The sequence below is a fragment of the Paenibacillus sp. GCM10027630 genome, from assembly GCF_042676305.1.
GTDB lineage: Bacteria > Bacillota > Bacilli > Paenibacillales > NBRC-103111 > Paenibacillus_S.
Genome location: NZ_JBHTGY010000021.1, coordinates 1 through 25,150, shown reverse-complemented (window position 1 = coordinate 25,150; position 25,150 = coordinate 1). Strand labels below are relative to the sequence as shown.

Genomic DNA, 25,150 nt, shown 5'->3' with positions numbered 1-25,150 from the left:
CCCCCGATAGGGGCCCCGTGTACGCATTTTCGAATGTAACAGCAAGATATCGAAATCGCTCGAACACTTTTTATGTTAAAACTAAATGTGGAGTGGTACCGCGATGAATGGAGGATATTTATGAATATAAAGAGAGTTGATGAGGAGTGGGATGCTCCCTATTTTACAGGTGTCAAAACAATGAAAATATACTGTTTCCCTTGGTGTACAGGACAACCCAAGCCGGAAAACACGGTACGGTTTGAGTCGCGAGCAGAGGCGGAACGGGCTGGCTATCGTTCGTGCAAAAACTGCTGCTCCGGTCTGCCAAAGGGCTCATGGGAAGATAACAAGCAGGAGTTGATATTGATTACTCCGAAGGAATTCAGCTTTGCTGAAAATATGAAATATATGTCCAACTCCCCTGATGAGTGCTTGTTCCATACCAGGGATCAGAAGATTTACAAAGCTATACCGGTTGGGCAAGAAACACCTGTCGTTGAAATTAGTTCGAACTCTGAGAACGTGATGACTATTCGTTTTATAGGAGAGACAACGCCTTCCCGGCGATGGGTTCGTGCAGAGGTCGCGCGATATGTGAGGGAGTGGTTCGATTTGGATACCGATCTGCTTCCGTTTTACGAAATGGCCAGAACCGATGCGCTGCTGCAGCGGGCTGTGGATTCATTCTACGGACTGCGTACTATAGGCATCCCCGATTTATTCGAAGCGATCTGCTGGGGAATCATTGGACAGCAAATAAACCTTACGTTTGCTTACACATTGAAAAGAAGGCTTGTGGAAACCTTCGGTCGCGGTTTGGAATGTGAGGGGGAATTGTATTGGTTATTCCCTACACCGGATGAAATTGCCGCACTGACGGTTGAAGACCTGGGATTATTGCGAATGACGGTTAAGAAATGTGAGTATCTTATTGGCGTGGCAAGGCTCATCGCTGCCGGGGAACTGACCAAAGAGCTTCTGCTGAACGCAGGAGATGATAAGAAAGCGGAGAAAATGTTGGTCAAAGTCAGGGGCATTGGTCCATGGACGGCTAATTATGTTTTGATGCGCTGCTTGAGATTTCCGTCGGCTTTTCCGATAGATGATGTGGGTCTTCACAATTCAATTAAACATCTTCAGGGCACCGAAAATAAACCGACGAAAAATGAAATCCTGCAGCTATCTTCAACTTGGACAAATTGGGAGTCTTATGCCACTTTTTATTTATGGAGATTCCTGTACTAGCTTAGGCTGTTAACGTCGGGCTTTAACTGCATTCAATAAGCGCTGAAGAGCCTCCTCAATGGTAGCTCGTCGACAAGCTGCATTCATCCTCATGAAACCCTCACCCTCTGTCCCGAAGCTGATGCCTTCGTTAAGAGCGAGCTTGGCTTCCTTCACCATGAAGCGTCTTAGTTCTGCTGTATCCAGGCCGAGTCTGCTGCAGTCAAGCCAGAGCAAATAGGTGCCCTCGGGATTAATCATCTTGATTTCGGGAATATGCAGGGCGAAGAATTCCGCTGCGTAATCGATATTGGCACGGATATAGGCGAGACATTGCTCCAGCCATTCATCCCCATCCCGATAGGCGCTTTCCGAAGCAGTAATCGCGAATGTATTGCTCATCGATAGATGGCCTCGGGCCATCGTTTTGTTGAAGGCGATGCGCAGCTCCTTGTTCGGGATTAGGATATAGGAGGACTGCAGACCGGCCAGATTGAATGTTTTGCTCGGTGCGAAGCAGACGATGGTCCGTTCCGCAGCCCCTGCTGACAACGACGCCATAGGGATATGCTGAAAAGACGGATAAGTCAGATCGGCATGAATTTCATCGGAGATAATTAATGCATCGAATTCCGTGCAGATGGCTTCAATCCGGCTGAGCTCATCTCGGGTCCAAACTCTGCCAACCGGGTTATGCGGACTGCACAGTATGAGCATTTTAGCCCCTGTAGTGCGGAATTTATTCGTCAGATCCTCAAAATCGATTTCATATCGATCATTCACATAACGCAGCGGATTCGTCACCAGCTCGCGGCCGTTGTCCTTCACTACCTTGAAGAATGGCGGATATACCGGGGGCTGGATAATGATCCGGTCTCCTGGCTTGGTGAAAGTTTGAATGCAGGCGGTCAAGGCGGGAAGGACACCAGGCGACCAGCATATCCAGTTCTTCTCGATCCTCCATTGATGCTTGCGCAGCACCCAGCCTTCAATTGCCTCGTATAATGAATCGGGACGTTCCGTATAGCCGAAAACGCCGAGCTCCGCCCGCTGCTTCAAAGCCTCCATGACGGGGGCGGGTCCCCGAAAATCCATATCCGCCACCCACAAGGGAAGTAAATCAGACGCGCCATAGATGTCTTGCACGCTCTCCCATTTGATGCCGTTCGTGTTCTCACGATCGACGATTTCGTCAAAATTATAGGCCATGTAAGTTTCGCTCCGTTTGTATGTAGTAGTAACATCATTGCCCTGTGTTTATTGTTTAATCATTTCAATTTCTGCTGCTGATCCTTTGGACTTGACTAGTTCTCGTACATTTTTCCACTCTGCCAGCTGCTTCTCCATATTGCTAATGAGAAGATCAACGTTGTTTATAAAGTTTTCTTCATCATTAGGATAAATTTGCTCTACTTCAGATGGCAGTGGATAGTGAGCAGGCAGGAAAGCCAGCAGCTGTTGAAGCTTGCTCTCGATAGGTGCTGCAGCAGCTTCTTTATTTGCACGTTCATTTGCAGCCGCTGCAGTGCTTGCGGTTTCTTTCTCTGCTGAAGGGGTATTGCTGCTGTTGTGATTCTGCTTATTGTTTTTCGCCTCGGCCTTTGGCTCTGCAGGGGGCTTGGCTCTCTCAGCTTTATTTTGCTCATACACAGACCAGGTTTCCAGTAACTCACGTCCTGATTTGTATAGGAGCTTGTCCTTGGTGCCGTTAGAAATATCTTTGTCCTTAAACAGCTTGACGATTTTTTTGACATCACTTACCGGCACCTCGTCTCTGGCAATTATCAAAGCGAGTGCGTCGAGATGCTCCATCGGCAAATCCTTGATCGGCAGCAGCTGCTGTTCCGTCAGCTTATCTTTTTTTATATCGGTGCCGCTTACGATCCGTTTTTTAACGGCATTGCTGAATTTCAGCAAATCGCATTTGTTCTTAATGTAGGATTCTGGCTTGCCAAGCTTGCTGGAGAGAAATTTGGTTGAGCTACTGAACTTCGGATCGTTCATAAGCTTGTTGAAAGCTTCGGCCTCCTCGATCGGGGAAAAGCCTTCTCTTGTCAAATTCTCGGCAATTTGCTCCAAATAAATTTCCAGCTCATCCGTCACGGTAGATACAATACAAGGGATCGTAGGCCGGCCCAATGTTTTGCATGCTTTGTATCGTCTGTTTCCATAAATGATTTTATATCGACCATCCGGAGTCGTTCTCACTTTAATTGGCGATAGCAGGCCAAGCTCCTCGATGCTGTTCATTAATTCCTGGAGCGAGTCTTCATCGAATTGATATCTGGGCTGATCCGTATCTTCATCTATTAAATGCGTAGCAATCTGAATAATGTCCATATGAGTTCTCCTATCCTTCGTAGGTTACCGGATCTAGCGGCCGGCACGGATACAAGTATTATATAACAGGGTAACTGATCGTGGAAATATTTGCTTGGGAGCTTGATTGATTCTGGCGGCTGATGATGGGCAAATAATAGGTAAAAGCAGTTAATTGACGTGCATATGCCTTCTTTATCAATATAACTGATAGAACTTATAAGATCATTCTAATTGACCGCTTCCTTGTGCTATGATAGGGTCAAGAGAGCGAAAAATTAATTAGATACTAATACTAGGGATTATTATCATTACATGCTGCGTGAGGTGGATAAAGTTGGAATTTCAAGTAACAAACAGTCCTTTTAATCAAGAGCAAGCTGAACTGCTTAATCGCCTGCTGCCAACGCTAACAGAAGGTCAACGGATCTGGCTGAGCGGATATCTTGCGGCTCTTCAGGGAGCGGCAGCTGCGGTAACGCCTGTTGCTGCGCCATCGGCAGTTGCACCAGTGAGTGTAGCCGTCGTTCCCAAGGAAGTGACCGTGCTCTTCGGATCGCAGACAGGCAATAGTCATGGGTTGGCGAAGAAGGTGTCCAAAAAGCTGGAAGAGCAAGGCTTTAAGGTAACGCTCTCCTCGATGGGCGACTTTAAGCCTAATGGCTTAAAAAATGTCCAAAACTTGCTAATTGTGGCGAGTACCCAAGGAGAGGGAGATCCGCCGGATAGCGCGATTCCTTTCTACGAGTTCCTTCATAGCAAGAGAGCGCCTCAATTGGAGGGCAAGCCGTTTGCTGTGCTTGGTCTGGGAGATACATCCTACGAGTTTTTCTGTCAAACGGGCAAGGATTTCGACAAGCGTCTTGAGGAGCTTGGCGGTAAACGGATTATCCCGCGTGTAGACTGCGATGTGGATTATGACGAGCCTGCTGCGGAGTGGATGAATAATATTGTAGCCTCTCTAAGCGAGGCATCGTCCGCCCCGGCATCTGGCGTTGGAGCCGGTGCGGCAGTCGCGAGTGAAACAGAATCGGAATATTCGAGATCGAATCCGTTTAAGGCCGAGGTGTTGGAGAATTTGAATCTAAACGGCCGCGGATCGGACCGGGAAACTCGTCACGTTGAAATTTCTCTTGAGGGATCTAATCTTCAATATGAACCTGGCGACAGCTTGGGAGTTTATCCGGAGAACCATCCTCGTCTTGTAGACGAATTGATCGAAGCGATGGGTTGGAAAGCGGAAGAGCTTGTTAGCATTAATAAGAATGGAGATAAACTTCCATTACGAGAGGCGCTTCTTCGACATTATGAGATTACCGTGCTGACCAAGCCACTGCTGGAGCAAGCGGCCAAGCTTACTTCAAGCAACGGACTTGAAGAGCTGCTGCAGGCAGGACATGAGCAGGAGCTCAGAGCTTATCTTAACGAGCGTGATCTGTTGGATTTGGTGCAGGACTACTCGCTAAAAGGTGTATCCGCAGGCGAATTCGTAGCGATTCTTCGGAAAATCCCGGCTCGCTTGTACTCCATCGCGAGCAGCTCCAAAGCGTTCCCGGATGAAGTGCATATTACCGTCCGCGCCGTGCGTTATGAGACTCGTGGAAGAGAACGATACGGTGTATGTTCCGTTCAGCTTGCAGAGCGAATCCAATCGGGCGACACGCTGCCGGTTTACATTCAGTCTAACTCGAATTTCAAGCTTCCAGAGAGTGCAGATACGCCGATCATTATGATTGGACCAGGTACGGGCGTTGCTCCGTTCAGAGCTTTCTTAGGAGAAAGGGAAGAAACAGGAGCCGCAGGGAAGACATGGTTGTTCTATGGCGACCAGCACTTTTCCACGGATTTCCTTTATCAGACGGAATGGCAGCGTTGGCTTAAACAGGGTGTGCTGACACGTATGGATGTCGCATTCTCCCGTGATACCGATAAGAAAGTGTATGTACAGCATCGGATGCTTGAAAAGAGCCGTGAGCTTTACCAATGGCTTCAGGAAGGTGCTTCTGTGTACATTTGTGGCGATGAGAAGAAAATGGCGCATGACGTCCATGCTGCTCTGACAACAATCATCGAACAAGAGGGCAAGTTTAGCCCAGAGGAAGCTGCTGAATATTTGACCCGCATGCAACAGCAGAAACGTTATCAGCGGGATGTCTACTAGACCCAAGTCCTAGGGATTGCGAGAGGAGAAAAGCAAGCATGTCAGAAAATAATTTACTTTCGCCCAACAGTGCGCCGCACAGTGATGTAGAGGCTATCAAACGCAGAACCAACTATTTGCGGGGGAGCCTCGCGGAGACACTTGAAGATGTAATCACGGGGTCGATACCCGAAGATGATAATAGATTGATGAAATTTCATGGAAGCTACATGCAGGATGATCGGGATTTGCGCAACGAACGGAACAAGCAGAAGCTTGAACCGGCTTATCAGTTCATGCTTCGCGTACGCGCGGCGGGTGGAGTCGTAACATCGGATCAGTGGTTGATGATGGACCGTGTCGCACAGAAATATGCGAATGGAACCATTCGTCTGACAACGCGTCAGTCCTTCCAATTGCATGGTGTAATCAAATGGAATTTGAAAAAGACGATTGCAGAAGTGAACGATGCGATGCTAAGCACGTTAGCAGCCTGTGGCGACGTAAATCGTAACGTTATGTGTAACCCAAATCCGTATCAGTCCGAGATTCATACTGAAGTGTACGAGTGGGCGCGTCGTGTCAGCGATCACCTTGATCCAAGAACAAGAGCGTATCATGAGATTTGGCTTGACGGTGAGAAAGTAGTAGACAGCCAAGATAACGCGGTAGAACAAGAGCCTATCTATGGGCCTGTTTATTTGCCGCGGAAGTTTAAAATCGGTATGGCTGTTCCTCCTTCCAATGATGTAGATGTATTCTCTCAGGATCTCGGCTTCATAGCGATTATTGAAGAAGGACGCCTGAAGGGCTTCAACATCTCCGTAGGAGGCGGGATGGGGATGACTCACGGCGATCCTGAAACCTATCCGCAGATTTCCCAAGTGATTGGATTCTGTTTGCCGGAGCAGATCGTTGACGTTGCCGAGAAGACGGTCATGATTCAACGGGATTACGGGGATCGTTCCGTACGTAAACATGCAAGATTTAAGTACACCATCGACGACCGCGGCATCGATTGGTTCATCAACGAGCTGCATGATCGTCTAGGCTGGAAGCTTGAAGAAGCGCGTGCTTACCATTTTGACCATAACGGTGATCGTTATGGCTGGGTTAAGGGAAGCAACGGGAAATGGCATTTCACTCTCTTTGTCGAGAATGGCCGGATTAGAGATACGGACAGCTACCCGCTGATGACGGGTTTGAGAGAAATCGCCAAGGTGCATTCCGGGGATTTCCGCCTGACTGCCAATCAGAACCTGATCATTGGCAATGTGAGCAGCCAGAAGAAGAAAAAGATTGAAGAATTGATCAAGGAGCATGGGCTCTCCGATGGGCTTTACCACTCGGCATTGCGGAGAAATTCCATGGCCTGCGTTTCATTCCCGACCTGTGGGATGGCAATGGCGGAATCAGAGCGTTATCTTCCTACATTGCTGGATAAGATTGAGCCAATGCTTGAGGAAGTAGGGTTGCGCGAAGAGGAGATCGTCATTCGTATGACCGGCTGTCCGAATGGATGCGCCCGTCCGATGTTGGCGGAAATCGCGTTCATTGGCAAGGCACCTGGCAAATACAACATGTATTTGGGAGGCGGATTTGCCGGAAACCGACTGAATAAGCTGTACAAGGAAAACATCGGCGAGGCGGAGATTCTGAAGTCGCTGGAACCGATTGTTACACAATATGCCAAGGAGCGGTGGGAAGGCGAACACTTCGGTGATTTTGTCATTCGCGCTGGTTATGTTAAGGAAGTACGTTCGGGACAAGATTTCCATTCGTAAACTTGATAGCTACATTAAAAAAAGCCTGAGAAATCAGGCTTTTTTTAATGCGATTTTCCGAATGAATAAGTATTCATCCGAGCCAGACTAGTCTGATATTGCAAGAAAACTACCGCTTAGATATATGAAGGTATCTTCATCGAGGGGCTTCGAATGAAGGGGTTTTCTTACCCTTCTATATGTTTTAGGGATGGGGTAAGTGAATCTGTACTCCTCGTTGCCATCCCAGGAGACTGGGTCTATGATTTACGATGCCTTCGGAAATAGATGGAAAATCTCCCGCTAATATAGCTTAAATACCGTTTATGACCCATCTAACTGGAAATCCTCACGTTAAATCAGCTGATATTTGGAAAAGTCGGATAAAGAGGTAGAATTAGCATGGGAATTTCCAGTTAAAGGATAGAAATGCTGTGTAGAGGGTTAACTAACGGGACTTTTTCCCGATAATTTGATGGAGACTGGTGGGAATGGTGAGCTTTAAGTAGTAAATAGAAGTGTACGGAGTGATGGTAGTGTATGGATAGATGGGGGCTGATGAGAATGGTGAAATTTAAGTAGTAAATGGAGGTGTACGTAGTGATGAAAGTGTATGGATTGGTGGAGATGGATGGAATCGTATGGATAGATGAGGCTGATGGGAATGGTGAGATTTAAGTAATAAATGGAAGTGTACGGAGTGATGGGAGTGTATGGATAGATGGGGGCTGATGGGATCGGTGGTATTAAGTAGCAAATGGAGTTATACAGAGTGATGAAAATGTATGATTGATGGGGGCTGATGGGATTGGTGGTATTTAAGTAGCAATGGAAGTGTACGGATTAGTGGATATGGATGAAGACGGAGGTAGTGATGAGCGTGTATGATCGATGGGATTGAAAGGGTTATAAAGTAAATGGATATATATGGAATATGTGGAGTGATGGAAGTTGATTAACGGATCATTTGAATAAGTGAGAAGTGTCTGCTTTAACGGTATGGATAGAAACGGTTGGATTGATGGAGATGAATACCGGCTGATAGACTGATTTAAAGATCAAGCAGCCAAAGCTCAGGGAAGAACCTAAGGCGACCAACTCCCTGTTTGTTTCTATAGAAAAGTAAATAGGTTTGCAACGCTACAATTTGGAAAAAACGCCTTATCTATATAAAAGTCGAAAGTGAAGCGGCAGTTTTGTTATCACGGAATGCGGGTTTTTTACCTCAAAAAACGAAGAGATATCGGAACGAAGAGTTTCGCTATTTCTCCGTTTTTTCGTTTTTATTGGGATAATCAATCGAACGACCACTCCGGTTATGATCCCGAGCCAAGGATGATTCAGGAGCATCCCTTTAGGAGTCGGCGAATGTGACAAGTTTTATTTGGGGATTAACGGGTTTTGCCCACTTTGGTCTATTCACATCCATGTTTTACGGGTTATTTAGACCGTATCTTTATATTTGAAGGTTCACTTTAAAAATTGTATGCCGTCGAATCTTAATAATCTTCTGCCTTTCTGTAAAATTCAATGTTTATGCAGGCCCACTCTTTCGATATTGTAAGGTTATTGTTATGATTGTTTAAATTTTTTGGTTATGATTTTTCAAAATTTTAATCGAGGGTTTTTATTAAGAAGGAGGCTTTACTATTGTTTAAGAATAAACCTGCTAAATATGGCGCTGCAGCGTTGACGTTAACATTAACTGTATCTGTGATGTCAGGGTGTGTGCCCGGAAGTAACAAGGCCAGCCAGAAAGCAGAGCCCAAAGAAGGTGCGGCAGCAGCCAAGCTGACTACATTATCTTATTGGGCGGCGTTTAACCCTGCTGCTGCAGCCACAATGAAAAGCTACAATGAAATGGAAGCTTATAAGGAAATGGAGCGAATTACCGGAGTTAAGGTAGACTTCCAGCATCCTCCTCAGGGAGCGACAGCAGAAAAAGAGCAGTTCAATCTTATGCTTACTTCCGAAAAACTTCCGGATGTGATCGAGTACAACTGGAATGTCTACCCCGGAGGGCCCGAGAAAGCAATCAAAGATAATCGGGTCATTAAGTTAAATGACTACATAGACAAATACGCCCCAAATTATAAAAAAGTACTCGCAGCCAATCCGGAATGGAAAAAGCAGGTGACTACAGATGACGGCAGCATTATCGGGTTTCATTTTATCCGCGGCGACCGTTCTTTGCAGGTTTTTAAAGGACCGATTATTCGGAAGGACTGGTTGGATAAATTAGGGCTGAAGGAGCCTGCTACAATCGATGAGTGGTACAACGTGCTGAAAGCGTTCAAGGAGAAGGATCCGAACGGGAATGGCAAAGCGGATGAAATCCCACTTCTGCTGACGCTCTCCGAATTGAAAAATTCTCATGCGTTTATTGGAGCATATGGGATACCGAACAGCTTTTATAAAGAAGGAAATACCGTTAAATACGGACCTATTGAGCCAGGCTATAAAGAATTTTTGACAACTATGAGCAAATGGTACAAAGAGGGCCTCATTGATAAGGATTTTGCGGCAACCGACAGTAAGCTTCTTGATGCTAAAGTTACCGGGAATCAGCTTGGAGCTATGATTGGCAATGCAGGCGGGGGTCTTGGCAAATATATGAGCCTAATGTCCCCGAAGGATAAAAGCTTTAAGCTGGCCGGAGTGCCGTACCCTGTGCTGAAATCCGGCGACAAGCCGCAATACGGGCATTTGGATCAGCCGGTACCGGGTAAATCGGCGGCAATTACTACAAGCAATAAGAATATTGTGGAAACTGTAAAATGGCTCGATATGGGCTACGGTGAGCAAGGACATATGCTCTATAATTTCGGTAAAGAAGGCGTAAGCTACAAGCTTGAGAACGGCTACCCGAAATATACGGATATCGTTACGAAAAATCCTGACGGCTTGCCAATGAGCCAGGCTATGGCCAAGCATAACCGCGCTTCTTGGGACGGAATCATGGTACAGGATAAACGGTATTCCGAGCAGTTTCAAGGTCAAATACCGGAGCAATTGGAAGCCATTAACATCTGGTCGACGCCGACCAACGAGAAGGAAATGCCGCCGGTTACTCCAAATAAAGACGAAAGCACCAAATATGCCGCAGTCATGACTGACATAAATACATACAGGGATGAGATGTACAACAAGTTTGTTATGGGTGCCGAGCCTATTGAAAATTTCGATAAATATGTGAAAACGTTGAAAAGCATGGGGATTGATGATGCCATAAAAATCCAACAGGCTGCACTTGAAAGATATAACAAGAGATAACAGCAGCATATGGAGCATGTAGGGGATCATCTGTGAATCCCCTGCTGAACTCTGCCCGTTATCTGGTTAAGAAAGGAAGTGGATTATATGGCGATGATGGAAAATGAGCTTACCGCCAATTCCCGGGTGCAGGAGAGCAAGTTGGCGTTTATAATAAAGGATTTAAAGAAAAACAAATACATTTATATTATGCTGCTGCCGGTGTTAGCCTATTATGGGATTTTCCATTATGGACCTATGTACGGTTTGCAGATTGCATTCAAAGATTTCAGTCCGGGTCTTGGAATCTGGGGGAGCGAATGGATCGGATTTCAACATTTCGCTGAATTTTTCAATGGGTTTTATTTCTGGAGACTTATAAAAAATACACTGCTCATCAATATATATGAGCTCTTGTTTGCTTTTCCCGCTGCGATTGTTCTTGCTTTACTTTTAAATGAGATTCGCAGTAATATGTTCAAGAGGATCGTTCAGACGATTTCTTACCTGCCTCATTTTATATCTATCGTGGTTGTTGTAGGGATGATGGTTGATTTTCTTGCCCGAGACGGTCTGATTAATCAGCTGCTCGTCATCTTCGGTTTGGAGTCAATTGCATTCATGCGCGAGCCGGAATGGTTCCGATTCCTCTTCGTGTCCTCGGGCGTCTGGCAGGGGATTGGATGGGGATCCATCATTTATTTGGCTGCTATGGCCAACATCGATCCAACCCTGTACGAAGCCGCCAAAATGGATGGCGCAGGCAGATGGAAGCAGACCTTGCACATTACTATCCCCGGCATTATGCCGACCATTATCATTTTGCTGATCCTGAATATGGGCTCTATGCTGAGCGTAGGTAGTGAGAAAGTACTGTTGATGTACAATCCGTCAACGTACTCTACCGCTGATGTTATTTCCACTTATGTTTATCGAAAAGGGATTTTGGAGGCGAGCTACAGCTATACCGCCGCGGTAGGCTTGTTCAACTCCGTTATCTCCTTCATCTTAATCGTTAGTGCGAACAGTATCAGCAAACGGTTCAGTGAAAATAAGCTATGGTAAGGGGGAGCAATCTTGAGACTTAGCTCAAGTGAAAGGGTATTCGGCGTATTCAATTCCATTCTAATGGTAACTCTTTGCTTTATTACTATGTATCCATTTCTCTATGTCCTGCTCGCTTCGCTAAGTGATCCTACGAGAGTTGCTATGCACAGGGGATTGCTGCTAATTCCGCTTGGCTTCACTTTGGACGCCTATAAAGCGGTTTTAGATAATCCGATGATTGGCACAGGCTATCAAAATACAATATTCTACGTAGTCGCTGGAACGGCGGTCAACTTATTTATGACGGCTATTGGCGCTTATGCTCTTTCCAGGAGGAACGTATATTTCAAGGATTTCATCATGTTTGCTATCGTGTTCACGATGGTGTTTCATGGGGGACTGATCCCAACTTACCTGGTTGTAGGCAATTTGGGGCTGCTGAACACGCCGTGGGCGTTAATTATACCGGGTGCCATCAGCACATTTAATCTGATAATTATGCGTACCGCCTTTCAGCAGGTGCCGATCAGCCTAGAGGAATCAGCTCGAATGGATGGTGCGAACGATTTCACGATTTTATTCCGTGTCATTATCCCGCTGTCGATGCCGGTTATTGCCGTTATGGTTTTGTGGTATGCGGTAGGCCACTGGAATTCCTATTTCAGCGCGTTAATCTATTTGCGTGATCGGGAGTTGTATCCGCTTCAGCTGATTTTGCGAGAGATTCTGGTCAACAACAACACAGACAGCATGATGACCGGCGCTTCTACCTTAGACAAAATTGATGTGGGGGAAACGATTAAGTACGCCACAATCATCGTTTCCACCTTACCCATCCTGATCCTCTACCCATTCCTGCAAAAATATTTCGTCAAAGGGATTATGATCGGGGCGATTAAGGAATGAATTTGCATAATGCACGGAAAATGTGAGGGCTTGCACGATAAATGAATGTTCAAAAAGGGGGACCTTTTGAACTTCCTCTATATGTTGGGAGCCCTATTTCGAGGAGGTTATCTTACTATGCTGCCTTATGTTAGAGAACTCCTCATAAATAAGAGGCTCAACAGCCGTAGTGTGTTTATCAGCATGTTAATTTCCAATATCGTAATTTTGCTGCTGCCCTTATTGATCGGCTTCGTTCTGTACACTAAGGTGGAGCAAATTATGATTGCCAACGCAAGCCGCTCTAATTTGGCCATGCTGGAGCAGCTGCGCCTTACCATGGATAATCACTTTAAAGAAGTCCATCAATTAGCGCAGCAAGTTGTTTTTAACCCGAAGATTGATCTGATGTTAAACAACGAGAGCTCCGAGGACAGGTACAATGAAATTGAATTTATACGTTATCTAAAGACCTATCAAAAAATAGATAGCGGCTTTATTAAAGACTATTATGTGTACTTTCAAGGCAGCGACACGATCCTTTCTCCTTCAATCCGAACAGATTCGAGAACCTTTTATGAACGCTATTACAAATACGAGAATATGGGTTACGAGCAGTGGATGAAGGAGCTGCTGGGCAGCTATCACAACACGCAATACCTCCCGACTGCAATGCTGCAAAGAGACGGGGGGATGGGGATGATGAATAATCAAGATAGAATGCCGATCAACGTCATCACTTATGTGCAGTCGTTACCTGTTCGCGAGGTTTCGGATATTCGTGGCAGTTTAGTCATTCTCCTTGATGAGCAGCAGATAAAAGACCGGTTGAAGCAGATTGAGGAGACGAACCACAGCTCTCTTTATATTGTTAATGACAAACAAAAAGTGATCTTAAGCACCTCGAATGAATATACGCTGACAGATGATTTCTATGCCCAGACGACGGACGGGACGGGGTTGTTCGACTATTCTCTGAATGGGAAGGACATGATGATTTCCTACACGAGCACGGGCCAGGCAGGATGGAAATATATATCGGTGATGCCGAAGGATCTTTATATGAAACCGGTTAATGCCATTAAGATGACTGCGCTCTGGCTATTTATATTATGTCTTGTTGCCGGAGCCGGGTTCGCTTATCTGGCTGCCTACCGGAACTATAGCCCTGTCAAAAATATGGTTAATGCCATCATGCAGGGTAAACGGACTCTGAAGCGTCCTTTGGGGGACGAATATGAATTTATTCGGGAATCCATCGAGGGCTCGCTTGTCGAGGAGAAGCAGCTGCGGGGCATGCTCTCCCAGCAGGCTCCTGTAATGAGAGCTAATTTCTTGTCCCGCTTGATTCGGGGACATGTCGATTTAAGCCAGAACAACTCTGAGGAGTCACTAGGCTTCATGGACATATCACCCTTTATACATAACTCGTATGCCGTTCTGGTAATCCAAGTGGATGACGCTTCTTGCTTCACTAATAACCAATCAGAAAAACAATGGGCTCTCATCCGGTTTATTATTTCCAATATTGGAATGGATGTGGTCAACGAGCGTCACATAGGGTACATCGTCGATTTGGACCGAGATCGCCTGGCGGTGCTGATCAATTTTGAGAACGAGGGGAACGGGAAGGCTGCGGACGAGCTCAAATCGTTAGCCGGTTCAATTAAGCATGTCATCGAAACGCGCTTTAAGCTGATTCTTACTGTGGCCATAAGCAAGGTTCATAAAAGCCTTGAGGAGATCGGTGAAGGCTATGAAGAAGCTCTTGCAGCGTTAGATTACAAAATGATCATGGGCCAAAGTGTAATTATTTGCTTCGATGACATTAAGGATGCAGAGCTGCACTATCATTATCCGATCGAGACCGAGGCGCAGCTGATGAATCTGGTGAAGAGCGGAGATTTTGAAAATGTTGAAAAGCTGCTCGATACTATTTATGAGCTTAATTTTTCTTCGAATCAATTAACGCCTGAGCTTGGAACCTGTATTTTTTTCAATATGGTTAGCACCTTGCTTAAAATTATGAATGCCACCAATACCGGCTATAGCGGAATGGAAGAGGACGGGATATTTGATCCCATTAAGCAGATCCAAGGCTGCAGTACCGCACAAGAGATGCATGTAAAAACGAAACGGTTTTACGAGCAGCTTATCCGATTGCTGCAGTCAGAACGAAGTGATCACAGCGATCAGCTGCTCGCCGACATCAAGCGATTTATCGACGGTCAATGCACGGACCCGAATCTCGGCCTTGCTATGATTTCGAGCCATTGCGGGAAAACTCCGCAGTATATATCGACATTTTTCAAAAAAGCCAGCGGGCAAAATATAACGGACTATATTTCTAAAATTCGTATCGATCAGGCAAAGGCGCTTATGGAAAACAAAGCTTTGACCAATCTGCAAATTGCGCAAATGGTCGGTTACATGAACGATTTGGCTTTTATACGCGTATTCAAAAAACTCGAAGGAGTTACTCCAGGCAGGTACCGTGAAAGCCTTGCAAATACTACTGTCTATGAAGCAGAAACAACATAGATAGCAGAACCCAAACTACGGTTAGGGTTCATAGAAGGTTCACGGTACAGGCGTACCGCAATCTTTTTGAAAGCGATTACAAAATGACTTATAAAAATAGTTTTCTAAGGAGAAGAAGGAATGAAATTTAAACAAACCATCAGCTCTTGGCTCATTTTAGTTCTTATCGTCACGTTATGTTTACCTGCCGGATTGACCTTTCAGACGGACAAGGCGGCTGCAGCATCCGTGAATTTGGCGTTAGGCAAAACAGTGGCAGGTAAAAGCTCGGAATCATCCGGCAATGCGCCGGCTACGACAGGCGGACCTGCGTCTGCTGCTGTAGATGGAGATAAAAGCGGTGCTATTAAAAAATATTGGCAGCCTTCAGGTACGGATCGTACAGACGATCAAAAGGTCTGGATTCAGATTGATTTGGGTAAAGCGGAATCATTCAATAAAGTGGATTTATTTTTTAAATCGAGCACAAGCCTGACTGGCTATAAGATTGAATACTCAGCTAATAAATCGAGCTGGTCCGAGGCTTATTCCAAGACCATTACGCCAGGCTCCACGACGGATCAAGTGGCAGCTTTTAATGAAGTAACGGGGAGATATGTCCAGGTTACCTTTTTCTTGAATAATACAACGGCTTCAAACCCGAATTTCCAAGTAGACGAAATCGAGATTTACTCCAGCGGTCCTCCCCAGCCGGAAGTAAATGTGCTGCAAAGCGTTTATTTTGCTAGTCCACCGGCTCGTGCTTATCAATCTGATGAAACCATCTCGATGAGCACCAATGAGGTTTTGCAATTGGGTTTGAATGGGAAGATGACCGACGGAACCACGGCTGATCTTTCCGCAGCGGCAATAAATTTGACCAGCTCCAAGTCAGGCGTAGCTTCAATAGACCCTAACGGCAGAGTTGTGGCGCTGCAAGCTGGAGTTTCACAAATAACCGGTACGGCTGTGTTAAATGGCGAGAGTCAGGAGGCACGAGTTTGGCTGGATGTTTATGATCCTGCTATTCTTGTTGTCCAGACAGGGCTGAACCACCCGACCATGAAGCGGGAAATCGGCCAGCCAGCCCTGCTTGGTCAAGGTGATTCGTATCCGTCCGTTTCCGTCAATGTCTATAAAAATGTTGTTGTAAGCGGAGAAGTCCTGCTTAATTCCAATCAAGCTGTCGTTCAGCTGCCGGAAACGGTTATGTTATCCGGTACCGCCAAGCAGCTTCAAATCCCCGGTGTCGCTCAACAGCCAGGGCTGTACGAAATTCGCTTGAAGGTGAAAGAGGAAGGGAAACCGTTGGTGTATGACTCCTTCTATTTCACCGTATTGGATCCTTCAGTAAATCGTACCGGCCAAAGCAACATCGTCTTTCCTGATGCGGACGGCAACCTCGATTATGTGCCTGACTACAAGGGGAATCGCATTATCGATTTCTCGAATGCCGGATATAAGGGCGGCGGGGTTAAGCTGCCTGACGTTCAGGCACGAGTAGCGATTGAGCCGGGTGAGGGGGATGATACCCAACGCATCCAGGACGCGATCAATCAAGTATCCACGATGCCTTTGTCTGCAGATGGATTCCGCGGAGCGGTTCTGCTTAAGAAAGGCAAATATGAAGTTGCCGGTACGCTTGCCATCAAAGCGAGCGGAGTAGTGCTTAGAGGCGAGGGGCAAGGCGAGGATGGAACGATAATGTATGCTGCCGGCAACGTAAAAAGAACCGTTCTGACCGTCGGCGGCGCATCCGGCCCGCTGCTTCTTCAAGAAACGGCGACTCCGGTAACGGATCTGTTTGTTCCTACAGGCTCTCGTTCCTTCCATGTGGAGAATGCCGGGCAGTTTAAAGTAGGGGATAAGATCATGGTCAGCCGCATAGGCAATGATCGCTGGATTCACAACATCGAGATGGATCAAATTGTCGATAGACCGGGTGCGGGAGATGCTACCCAGCAGTGGCCGACTTTTGACTTGAACTTTGACAGGATCATCACGGGTATTAAAGACAACGTCGTCACCGTTGATGCTCCGCTAGCCAATTCGATAGAACGCCGCTGGGGCGGTGCCTTGTTAATGAAATACGATGACGCCGACCGGATTGAGCAGGTGGGTATCGAGAATATGCGAATCGATTCAGAATTTGATAGAAGTAAAACCGCAAAGGTATCCGGATCGGTAACCTCAGCGTTAAACGGCCAGACTTATTTTTCCGACGATAACCACGCCTGGATATTCGCTGCGCTGGAAAGCGTGAAGAACGCTTGGATGAGAGATGTTACCAGCTATCATCTCGGTCACAGCTTGGTCTCGGTCGGACGATCAGCGAAATGGGTTACTGTGCAGGATTCCAAAGTCCTTGATATGGTAAGTGTTATTGTCGGCGGGAATCGATATGGCATTAGCGTGTCAGGCCAATTGGCTCTTGTGCAAAGGATATACACGGAAACAGCCAGGCACGCATTTTTGGTAGATAGCCGCGTTCTAGGCCCGAATGTATTCCTTGACAGTGAAGCGCAAATCGAGCACTCGACAAGCGAGCCTCATCACCGCTGGTCTGTAGGCGGTCTTTACGATAATGTAAAGGCATCCATGGCCATTGTAGACCGCGGATGGTTAGGAAGCGGACATGGATGGTCAGGCGCTAACTATGTAGCATGGAATACGGAAGGCCTGCTCTCGGCGCAGCAGCCTCCAACAGCTCAGAACTACGTGATCGGTCATATTGGAACGAAGGCTAAGCCGTTTCTTCCGAATAAAGATGATCTTCGTCCAAGAACAGATGCTTTCTGGGACCAATTTAATCAGCATGTGTCTACGCGAAGCTTGTACCTCAAGCAACTGGAGGAACGTCTGGGTTCGGCTGCTGTTCGGAATATTCAGCAATCCCCGGTAGGAGGTGGACTATTGGATATCCCGAACGATAAACCTGTTGCGGGGAATTCGGAGCTCACCACTCCGCAAAATACCGCTGTAGTCGGTACTTTGACTGCAAGCGATGCGATTGGCAATCCGCTGACTTACAGTATCGTAAGCAACGGTACGAAAGGCAAGGCTGTGGTTACAGATCGTGTATACGGCTCGGCCACAGATCAATTAACCGGAACGGTTACGAATTATGTATATGGATCCGTTACGTATACACCGAATCCGGGTGCCCTTGGCTTGGATACATTTACATTCAAAGCAAACGACGGCATCGAGGATTCCAATATCTCCACGGTAACGGTACATATTATAGATACGATCCCACCGGTTATTACGTTGAACGGAGCATCGACTGTGAACCTCACGATTGGAGAAACGTATACGGAGCTGGGGGCAACGGCAACGGATAACGGTGGAATTGCCGGGGCTGTCACGATTACTGGAACGGTGAATACAGGCGTGGCAGGAACGTATACCTTGCGGTATAACGTGAAGGATCTTGCAGGGAATGCAGCGGTTGAGGTTACGCGTACGGTAATTGTCACAGCGGCAATGAGAAGTAAGGGCAGTGGTCATTCGCAGAGTACGGAAGGAAGTGCAAGCTCGAGCTCTGTCAACACAATTACCGTGAACGTAATCAAGGGAGGAACTGAGTCTATTAAGGGCTTGGACATTCAATTCCCGCCTGGGGTAATGAATGGCAGCTTTAAAGTGACAGTTGAACAAGTCAAGGATACAACGGTCATGCCAGTTGATGCCAATACAAAGCTGGTAAGCGAAGTGTTCTCTATTACAAAGGACAAAGACGGGGATTTCAACAAGCTCGTTACAATCACGCTGCCTTTTGATAAATCAACAATCGACCCCGGTAAGGTTGAATTGGCAGTCTTTTGGTTGAACGAAAATACGAATAAGTGGATTAAGCTCGATAACATCAAAGTAGATTTAGCTAGCGTGAAGGTCAGTGGAGATGTCCTTCATTTTACGAAATTTGCCGTGATGGCTACTGCCAAACCTGGTGAAGCTTCAGCGAAACCTGGTGTTAGCCTGACAGATTTATCCGACCATTGGGCAGAGCAGTCTATTCAACGGCTTGTCTCCCTTGGAGCGATTAGCGGGTATCCTGACAACAGCTTCCAGCCGAACAACAGGATCACAAGAGCAGAGTTTGTCGCGATTCTGGTAAAAGCATTCAAGCTGGAGTCAAGTGGCGGTCAGCCGTTTGCAGATACGAAATCTCATTGGGCATCCGATGCCATAGCCAAGGCAGTTACAGCCGGGATCGTTACGGGCTATAGCGCCGACCGCTTCGGACCGGATGATCCGATTACCCGCGAGCAGATGGCATTGATGGTTATGCACGCAGCAGGGATCCAACAAGGGACAGGAGCCGTATCGTTTGTGGATAGCTCGCAAATATCCAGCTGGGCCCAAGCAGCTGTGGCAGCGGTGCAAGAGAAAGAAATTATAGCCGGTTATAATGATGGCAGCTTTAAACCGCAGAACCTCGCCACTCGTGCGGAAGCGGCCACGGTCATTGTTAAGAGCTTGAAATAGAATTGACGGATAACATAATGGCAGGGCTGTCGATAAGAAAGCTTTCTCTTAGCGGCAGCCCTGCTTTTTCTCTAGTCGGAGCGAAGCTCTTTGATCATCCGGTAGTTGCCCGGAGAAGCTATGTAGCCTAACCGATTGCGGTTAATGGCTAGCATAGGCGCGTTGGCTGAATCGTTATGTGTACTCATGTACGGGACATTGAGCAGTTTGGATAGACGGATTGCCCTAATTTTGAGCGCTGAGGCGATATGTCTCCCGCGATATTCCCTGTCGACTCCGGTAAACTCGTGATACATACCGGAAGTTTTCTCGTTATGCAATAAATGAACAACACCAACGTACCTGCTGCCTTCTGCCGCAATGAGGACGAGCTCCGGGCGGTAACCCTCCAGATGAAGAAACCATTTTTTCCATTCAGATACGTTCGGATAGCTTTCACGGTTTCCAGGAATATCGGCTGCTGCCTGTTTGTAAAGCTGATACAGCTTTAATTCGCTTTCTTCCCCAGGTTCCTCCAGCAGAGTGAAAAAACGGATTCCTTCCGAAACGAGCCTCAATTCGTAGTCTCCTTCTGATGCTTCCACAAATTCGGCAGGCTTGAGGATGGACTTGAATGCATGTCGGGCTGTGAGATACCCACGTTTTTGCGCAAATGCGATGGAAGACTCATCATGGTCAGCCACATTGACTACTATCTCCGATGCCTTCATCTCATGAGCCCATTGCTCCAAAGCCCCGGCAAGCGCAGACCCTACACCTTTGTTACGATACTTAGGGTCTACAACGAGTGTATGGTGCAGGGTACCGGCTTCGGTCCAAGGGGCTCGCCAGCTGTTGGCATATCCGATCATGAGGCCGTCGGGTGATAGTGCCGCCAAACGAATCCGGTCGTATCCGGTCAGTTTATTGTCGTCATCATAGGTTAGCTTGCCTTGCTTGTACATTTTTCGGTCATCTTCCTCTAATCGCTCCGCCCATGTCGGCTCTGAGAAGATGATATTAAGCAGCTCAGCCATTCTCTCATAGTCGCCCGGAACTTCTAAAGGCCTTATTGTAATGTTCATTTTCTGCACCTCAATTATTTTTGTGAAATAGGTTCATCTTCATCTTACTAATGGTTGGGCATAATTGGAAAATAATGAATGATTATTAAGAAAACTGTATCGCTGAAAACGAATGGGTTCTGGTAGTATAATAAGATCATCCTATATTTGCGAAAAAGGGGACGGGAGATTCCATGTATATTTGGAGAGGCGCGGCAGCGATTTGTGTCAACGAAAACAAGCAACTGCTAATGGTGCTGCAAGGAAGATCAGATGAAGAGAAGCGTTGGTCTGTCCCATCAGGAGGAGCAAACAGCGATGAAACGTATGAAGCCTGCTGCGCCCGTGAGGTCTGGGAGGAGACGGGCTACAAGGTGCAGGTAGGCAGCTATTTGCATGAAAAAAGCGGCGTTAGCCGAGGAACGGTTTACAAGGTTAAATATTACGAGGTTCAAGTGGAAGGTGGACTGCCAACGCTTCACGATCCTGATGGCCTTATTTATGATATCCAGTGGAAATCGGCTGATGAGATTGAAATGCTCAACCTGACTTATCCCGAGGACCGTAAGTTTCTTATCGAATACTTAACTGAGGGAGAAAGCATGATTCGATACCGGAGCAATCCGCTCACTGTGCGCAGGCTGACCCGGTTCGATGCTTCGCTGCTCCATAAATGGCTGAATGATCCCGAAGTACTTCGCTACTACGTTGGCAGGGATCAGGCGCATACACCGGAAATGGTGCAGGAGCATTTTTATCCCGAAGAGGATCAATTATACAGATGCATATTGGAATATGAAGGGCAACCGATCGGATATATACAATTTTATTTGCTGGAGGCTGAGGGACTGAACTACTATGGCTTAGATGAGTCGGAGGGGACACGAATATTCGGCACAGATCAGTTCATAGGTGAGCTGACGTATTGGAACAGGGGGATAGGCAAGCAGTTAATGAGCTCGATGCTTCGCTATTTAGAGGAGGAGCATCAGGCTAGCCGCGTTGTCATGGATCCGCAAGCGTGGAATGAGCGGGCTATCGCCTGCTATGAAAAAAGCGGTTTCCGCAAAGTCAAGCTGCTGCCTGAGCAAGAATGGCATGAAGGGGAGAAGCGGGACTGCTGGCTGATGGAGTGGCGAGCGGGTGCAGCTATTTTGTAATACTTAAGCTTTGGGGGTGGGCTTGGGTTCAAAATTCATGCACGGCTTGCCTGACGAAGACAAAACCGTAAGACTGGGCATATTGTGCGACTTAAATCCAAAAGCTTTACACCCTTTGGGAAATTTGGGATCCCATGTGACATAGAAATGTTGGCATTTCATACAATTGATTCGTTGAGTTTCCGTCATTTCGATTCCTCGTATTTAATGGTAATAAGTGCATGTTCAAAAGGTCCGATTTTCAGGATAATTCGTTATCAGCAAGGGACTTTTTAAACCACCTCTTATTATACCTCAAGAACATGTCTAATTGTGTCCTAATACAGATATACTATATTGAAATCTTTAGGGCTCGCCTCCAAGATAAGATGAGATATGGACACGGTTATCCATCTATTTTGAATTCGGGGCTTTGTTGCTATAAAATAAAGAGAAAATAAGTACTCAATATTGGAGGGATCGCAATGTCCGAAAAATTCCAGCAGCTGCTGAGCAGCTATGCCGAGTTGGTTGTCAAAATAGGAGTTAATATTCACAAGGGCCAGACTTTGGTCGTTAACGGTTCCATTGATGCGGCAGATTTAGTCAGGTTGATCGTGAAAAAAGCGTATGAAGCCGGCGCCTACCTGGTCAAGGTTAATTGGACTGATGATACGGTATCCCGTATGCGATATGATCTGGCTGCGGATGAATCATTCCTTGAGGAACCCAAATGGTATGCCGGTGAAATGCTGGAGCTAGTCGAAAAAGGGGCTGCGGTTATAAGTATTGTATCTTCGGACCCTGACCTTCTTAAAGGAATACCTCAGGATCGAATTGTCAATTATCAGAAAACATACGGCAAAGCGATGGCTAAGTATCGGCAATATTTGCAATCTGACAAATTCAGCTGGTGCGTGATTGCGGCTCCTTCGAAAAATTGGGCTGCAAAGGTGTTTCCTGAGCTGCCTGAGGAAGAGCAGGTGGCCAAGCTGTGGGACGCTATTTTTAAAACAGTACGAGTCGATCAGGCTGATCCCATCACAGCATGGGAAGGTCATGTCCGAAGCTTGAACAGTAAATCGGACTATTTGAATGCGAAGAAGTACAAGAAGCTGCACTATCTCGCTCCGGGAACTGACCTGACGATTGAGTTGCCTGAGGGACATATTTGGGTGGCTGCTGATAGTATTGATGAGCGCGGACATTCGTTTGTGGCGAACATGCCGACAGAGGAAGTATTCACAGCACCGTTAGCTGGCGGAGTGAACGGCAAAGTGTCCAGTACCAAGCCTCTGAGCTATGGAGGCAATATTATAGACGGGTTTACGCTTACGTTTGAGAATGGGCGTATTGTCAATGTATCCGCGGCTCAGGGTGAAGAAACGCTGAAGGGCTTGGTCGAGATAGATGAAGGCTCGCATTATTTGGGTGAGGTGGCGCTGGTGCCTCATCGATCTCCAATCTCCGAGTCCAATATTCTTTATTACAATACACTTTTTGACGAAAATGCATCGAATCATTTGGCCATTGGCAGCGCCTATGCATTCTGTCTGACGGACGGGAAAAAGCTGTCGCAGGATCAGCTGAAAGCCAAAGGGCTTAATACCAGCATCACACATGTAGATTTTATGATTGGCTCAGGTGAGATGGACATTTTCGGGGTCACGGCCGAAGGTGTTGAAGAACCTGTTTTTAAACAAGGCAACTGGGCATTCTAGTTCTAAATCTTTGAAAAGCAATGGTTTGCTGTTACATATTGCCGCTTTCCTTCTCGTACTATCGGGTGGGAGGGCGGTTTTTTTTGTTGCAAGGAAGTAAAGTTGCATTGCCTTGCGAAAGAAATTGTCCAATATTGACAGAATGAAAATGAAAAGTTGGGAATAGTAAGGGTTGTATCAAAACAATTTACTACAAGGATGGTGTTTGTTTGTAATGAAAGATCGTATTAGGAAATCCCGGGGATCACGCTCAAAATGGTTAGTCGGAAAGTATCTCGGTACGTCACTGCTGGCAATAGTATTATTGCTATGTATGCCCAATGCCAGCTGGGCGGGCGGTAAAGAAGCGAATGGACCCGATGTATTCGTAATTCAAGGGATGCTGAAAGCACCTGGCAGCAGCTACGAGGGAAAAATCACTGGTTACTATGATGAAACTAAAACTATAGTTAAGGGAGTTAATCAGAACAATGCTGTAGATTATCGAGGCCCAGGACAAGGCGGAGGACAGGGTAAAGGTATGGGTGAAGGAAAAGGCCAAGAGCAAGGTAAAGGTAGAAATGAAGGAAAAGGCCAAGAGCAAGGTAAAGGTAGAAATGAAGAAAAAGGTCCGGAGCAGGGTAAAGGTAAGAGTGAAGAAAAAGGTCCGGAGCAGGGTAAAGGTAAGAGCGAAGGAAAAGGTCAAGAGCAGGGCAAAGGCGGAGAAAAAGGCCCAGAGCAAGGTCAAGGCAAAGGCGGCGGTCAAGGCCAAGGAAACGTCCAAGACAATGGCCAAGGCAAAGGCGGTAGTCAAGGCCAAGGAAACGGTCAGGACAATGGACAAGGCAAAGGTGGCGGCCAAGGTCAAGGAAACGTCCAAGACAATGGACAGAGTCAAGATAATGGCAGCAATGGCAAAGGAAAAGGAACTGAATAATTTTACCCCAAGAACGCTTCATCTCCTCAGGAGAAGGAGCGTTCTTGGCTTTCCTGTGAGCAAATCCCTTGCGCGTTGTGTCATTAGAAAATGCACAAATCTCCCTATTGTAGCTAAGTATAGTTGCTCATGTTAAATGAAAATGAAGATTAGACTGGCGGAAGCATTAAGGTAGTCTAGCTGTGGGGGCCATGAAAAGAGGGGAATTCAACTCGAAGGACTCACTCTTGAATCATTTGACTTCGGAATGTTTAGAAGGACTGAGGCTCCAGATATTTTATAAAGCCCACTGCTTTTCTTGAAGTTCTATCTGCGTTACGACAAGAATTTTCATAAAAAGAGGCTGTCCCAAAAGGGTATCAGTGAATGAATCAGCCCAAACTATGTACAAAGACGCCTCCAAAACCACCATGTAAGCGGAAATGGAAGCGTCTTTTTGTAAGAAAATTCCCCTCAGAGTGGGGGGGGGATAATCCAGAAATGAGTTCTGCCGCTTTTTGGATGTTGCTTAAGTGATAGGGCGAGAAGCGATGTTCAAAGGCTGCTTTCAATCTAGAGGAGACCAGGATTTGTCGGGCCGCTGCGGAAAGAAAAGAAATAGATGGAAATCCTCAGGCTGTCGAGAAAGTCTCGGCAGTCTTTTTTTTCTTTAATATAATTCACCAATTCACCGCGTTAATTTGATATAATATAGTAAATAATTTGGAA

General features: G+C 46.5%; 14 protein-coding genes and 1 pseudogene. 12 read left to right on the top strand and 3 right to left on the bottom strand.

What is annotated here, in order from left to right; genetic code table 11:
• Window positions 1-120 precede the first annotated feature (120 nt).
• Window positions 121-1,227, top strand: a complete 1,107-nt coding sequence (locus ACFQ0C_RS10425) for an Ada metal-binding domain-containing protein (RefSeq protein ID WP_379366473.1) — start codon at window positions 121-123, stop codon at window positions 1,225-1,227.
• 9 nt (window positions 1,228-1,236) lie between these two features.
• Here the strand turns inward: ACFQ0C_RS10425 and ACFQ0C_RS10420 are convergent, their stop codons facing one another.
• Window positions 1,237-2,415 (bottom strand): MalY/PatB family protein, encoded by a 1,179-nt coding sequence (locus ACFQ0C_RS10420; protein WP_379366471.1) that lies wholly within the window; start codon window positions 2,413-2,415, stop codon window positions 1,237-1,239.
• A 48-nt stretch (window positions 2,416-2,463) separates the two neighbouring features.
• Window positions 2,464-3,546: a ParB/RepB/Spo0J family partition protein gene (locus tag ACFQ0C_RS10415; protein ID WP_379366469.1), complete on the bottom strand. Its 1,083-nt coding sequence runs from the start codon at window positions 3,544-3,546 to the stop codon at window positions 2,464-2,466.
• Window positions 3,547-3,862: 316 nt separating this feature from the next.
• On the opposite strand from ACFQ0C_RS10415, the gene ACFQ0C_RS10410 reads away from it, so the two are divergent.
• The 7 genes from ACFQ0C_RS10410 to ACFQ0C_RS10380 all read left to right on the top strand — a co-directional run bounded on the left by ACFQ0C_RS10410 (window position 3,863) and on the right by ACFQ0C_RS10380 (window position 19,623).
• A complete protein-coding gene (locus tag ACFQ0C_RS10410; protein WP_379366467.1) occupies window positions 3,863-5,686 on the top strand; it encodes an assimilatory sulfite reductase (NADPH) flavoprotein subunit in 1,824 nt (607 codons plus the stop codon).
• Between the two features lie 38 nt (window positions 5,687-5,724).
• Window positions 5,725-7,449 carry an assimilatory sulfite reductase (NADPH) hemoprotein subunit gene (cysI, locus tag ACFQ0C_RS10405; RefSeq protein WP_379366465.1) on the top strand — a complete coding sequence of 575 codons (1,725 nt, stop codon included), beginning with the start codon at window positions 5,725-5,727 and terminating at the stop codon, window positions 7,447-7,449.
• Window positions 7,450-9,144: 1,695 nt separating this feature from the next.
• On the top strand, window positions 9,145-10,701 hold the full coding sequence (locus tag ACFQ0C_RS10400; protein WP_379366741.1) for a type 2 periplasmic-binding domain-containing protein: 1,557 nt from the start codon (window positions 9,145-9,147) through the stop codon (window positions 10,699-10,701).
• A gap of 87 nt (window positions 10,702-10,788) precedes the next feature.
• Window positions 10,789-11,745, top strand: a complete 957-nt coding sequence (locus ACFQ0C_RS10395) for an ABC transporter permease (protein WP_379366463.1) — start codon at window positions 10,789-10,791, stop codon at window positions 11,743-11,745.
• Between the two features lie 63 nt (window positions 11,746-11,808).
• Complete coding sequence (locus ACFQ0C_RS10390) at window positions 11,809-12,633, top strand: carbohydrate ABC transporter permease (protein WP_379366739.1); 825 nt, start codon at window positions 11,809-11,811, stop codon at window positions 12,631-12,633.
• A gap of 117 nt (window positions 12,634-12,750) precedes the next feature.
• Window positions 12,751-15,153, top strand: coding sequence for a helix-turn-helix domain-containing protein (locus tag ACFQ0C_RS10385; RefSeq protein ID WP_379366461.1), 2,403 nt, complete (start codon window positions 12,751-12,753; stop codon window positions 15,151-15,153).
• 120 nt (window positions 15,154-15,273) lie between these two features.
• The gene (locus tag ACFQ0C_RS10380) at window positions 15,274-19,623 is read left to right on the top strand and encodes an S-layer homology domain-containing protein (RefSeq protein WP_379366459.1); all 4,350 of its coding nucleotides are present in this window, start codon (window positions 15,274-15,276) and stop codon (window positions 19,621-19,623) included.
• Between the two features lie 71 nt (window positions 19,624-19,694).
• Here ACFQ0C_RS10380 and ACFQ0C_RS10375 read toward each other — a convergent pair whose 3' ends face one another.
• The gene (locus ACFQ0C_RS10375) at window positions 19,695-20,687 is read right to left on the bottom strand and encodes a GNAT family N-acetyltransferase (RefSeq protein ID WP_379366457.1); all 993 of its coding nucleotides are present in this window, start codon (window positions 20,685-20,687) and stop codon (window positions 19,695-19,697) included.
• A 173-nt stretch (window positions 20,688-20,860) separates the two neighbouring features.
• Here ACFQ0C_RS10375 and ACFQ0C_RS39135 point away from each other — a divergent pair.
• The 4 genes and pseudogenes from ACFQ0C_RS39135 to ACFQ0C_RS10360 all read left to right on the top strand — a co-directional run.
• Window positions 20,861-21,271, top strand: a pseudogene (locus tag ACFQ0C_RS39135) (NUDIX hydrolase); the annotation flags it as partial.
• Window positions 21,269-21,826, top strand: coding sequence for a GNAT family N-acetyltransferase (locus tag ACFQ0C_RS39130; protein WP_445324353.1), 558 nt, complete (start codon window positions 21,269-21,271; stop codon window positions 21,824-21,826). The pseudogene ACFQ0C_RS39135 and the gene ACFQ0C_RS39130, both read left to right, overlap by 3 nt.
• Before the next feature lie 464 nt (window positions 21,827-22,290).
• Complete coding sequence (locus tag ACFQ0C_RS10365; RefSeq protein WP_379366453.1) at window positions 22,291-23,526, top strand: aminopeptidase; 1,236 nt, start codon at window positions 22,291-22,293, stop codon at window positions 23,524-23,526.
• Between the two features lie 214 nt (window positions 23,527-23,740).
• The gene (locus ACFQ0C_RS10360) at window positions 23,741-24,442 is read left to right on the top strand and encodes a peptidoglycan-binding protein (RefSeq protein WP_379366451.1); all 702 of its coding nucleotides are present in this window, start codon (window positions 23,741-23,743) and stop codon (window positions 24,440-24,442) included.
• Window positions 24,443-25,150: the final 708 nt, after the last annotated feature.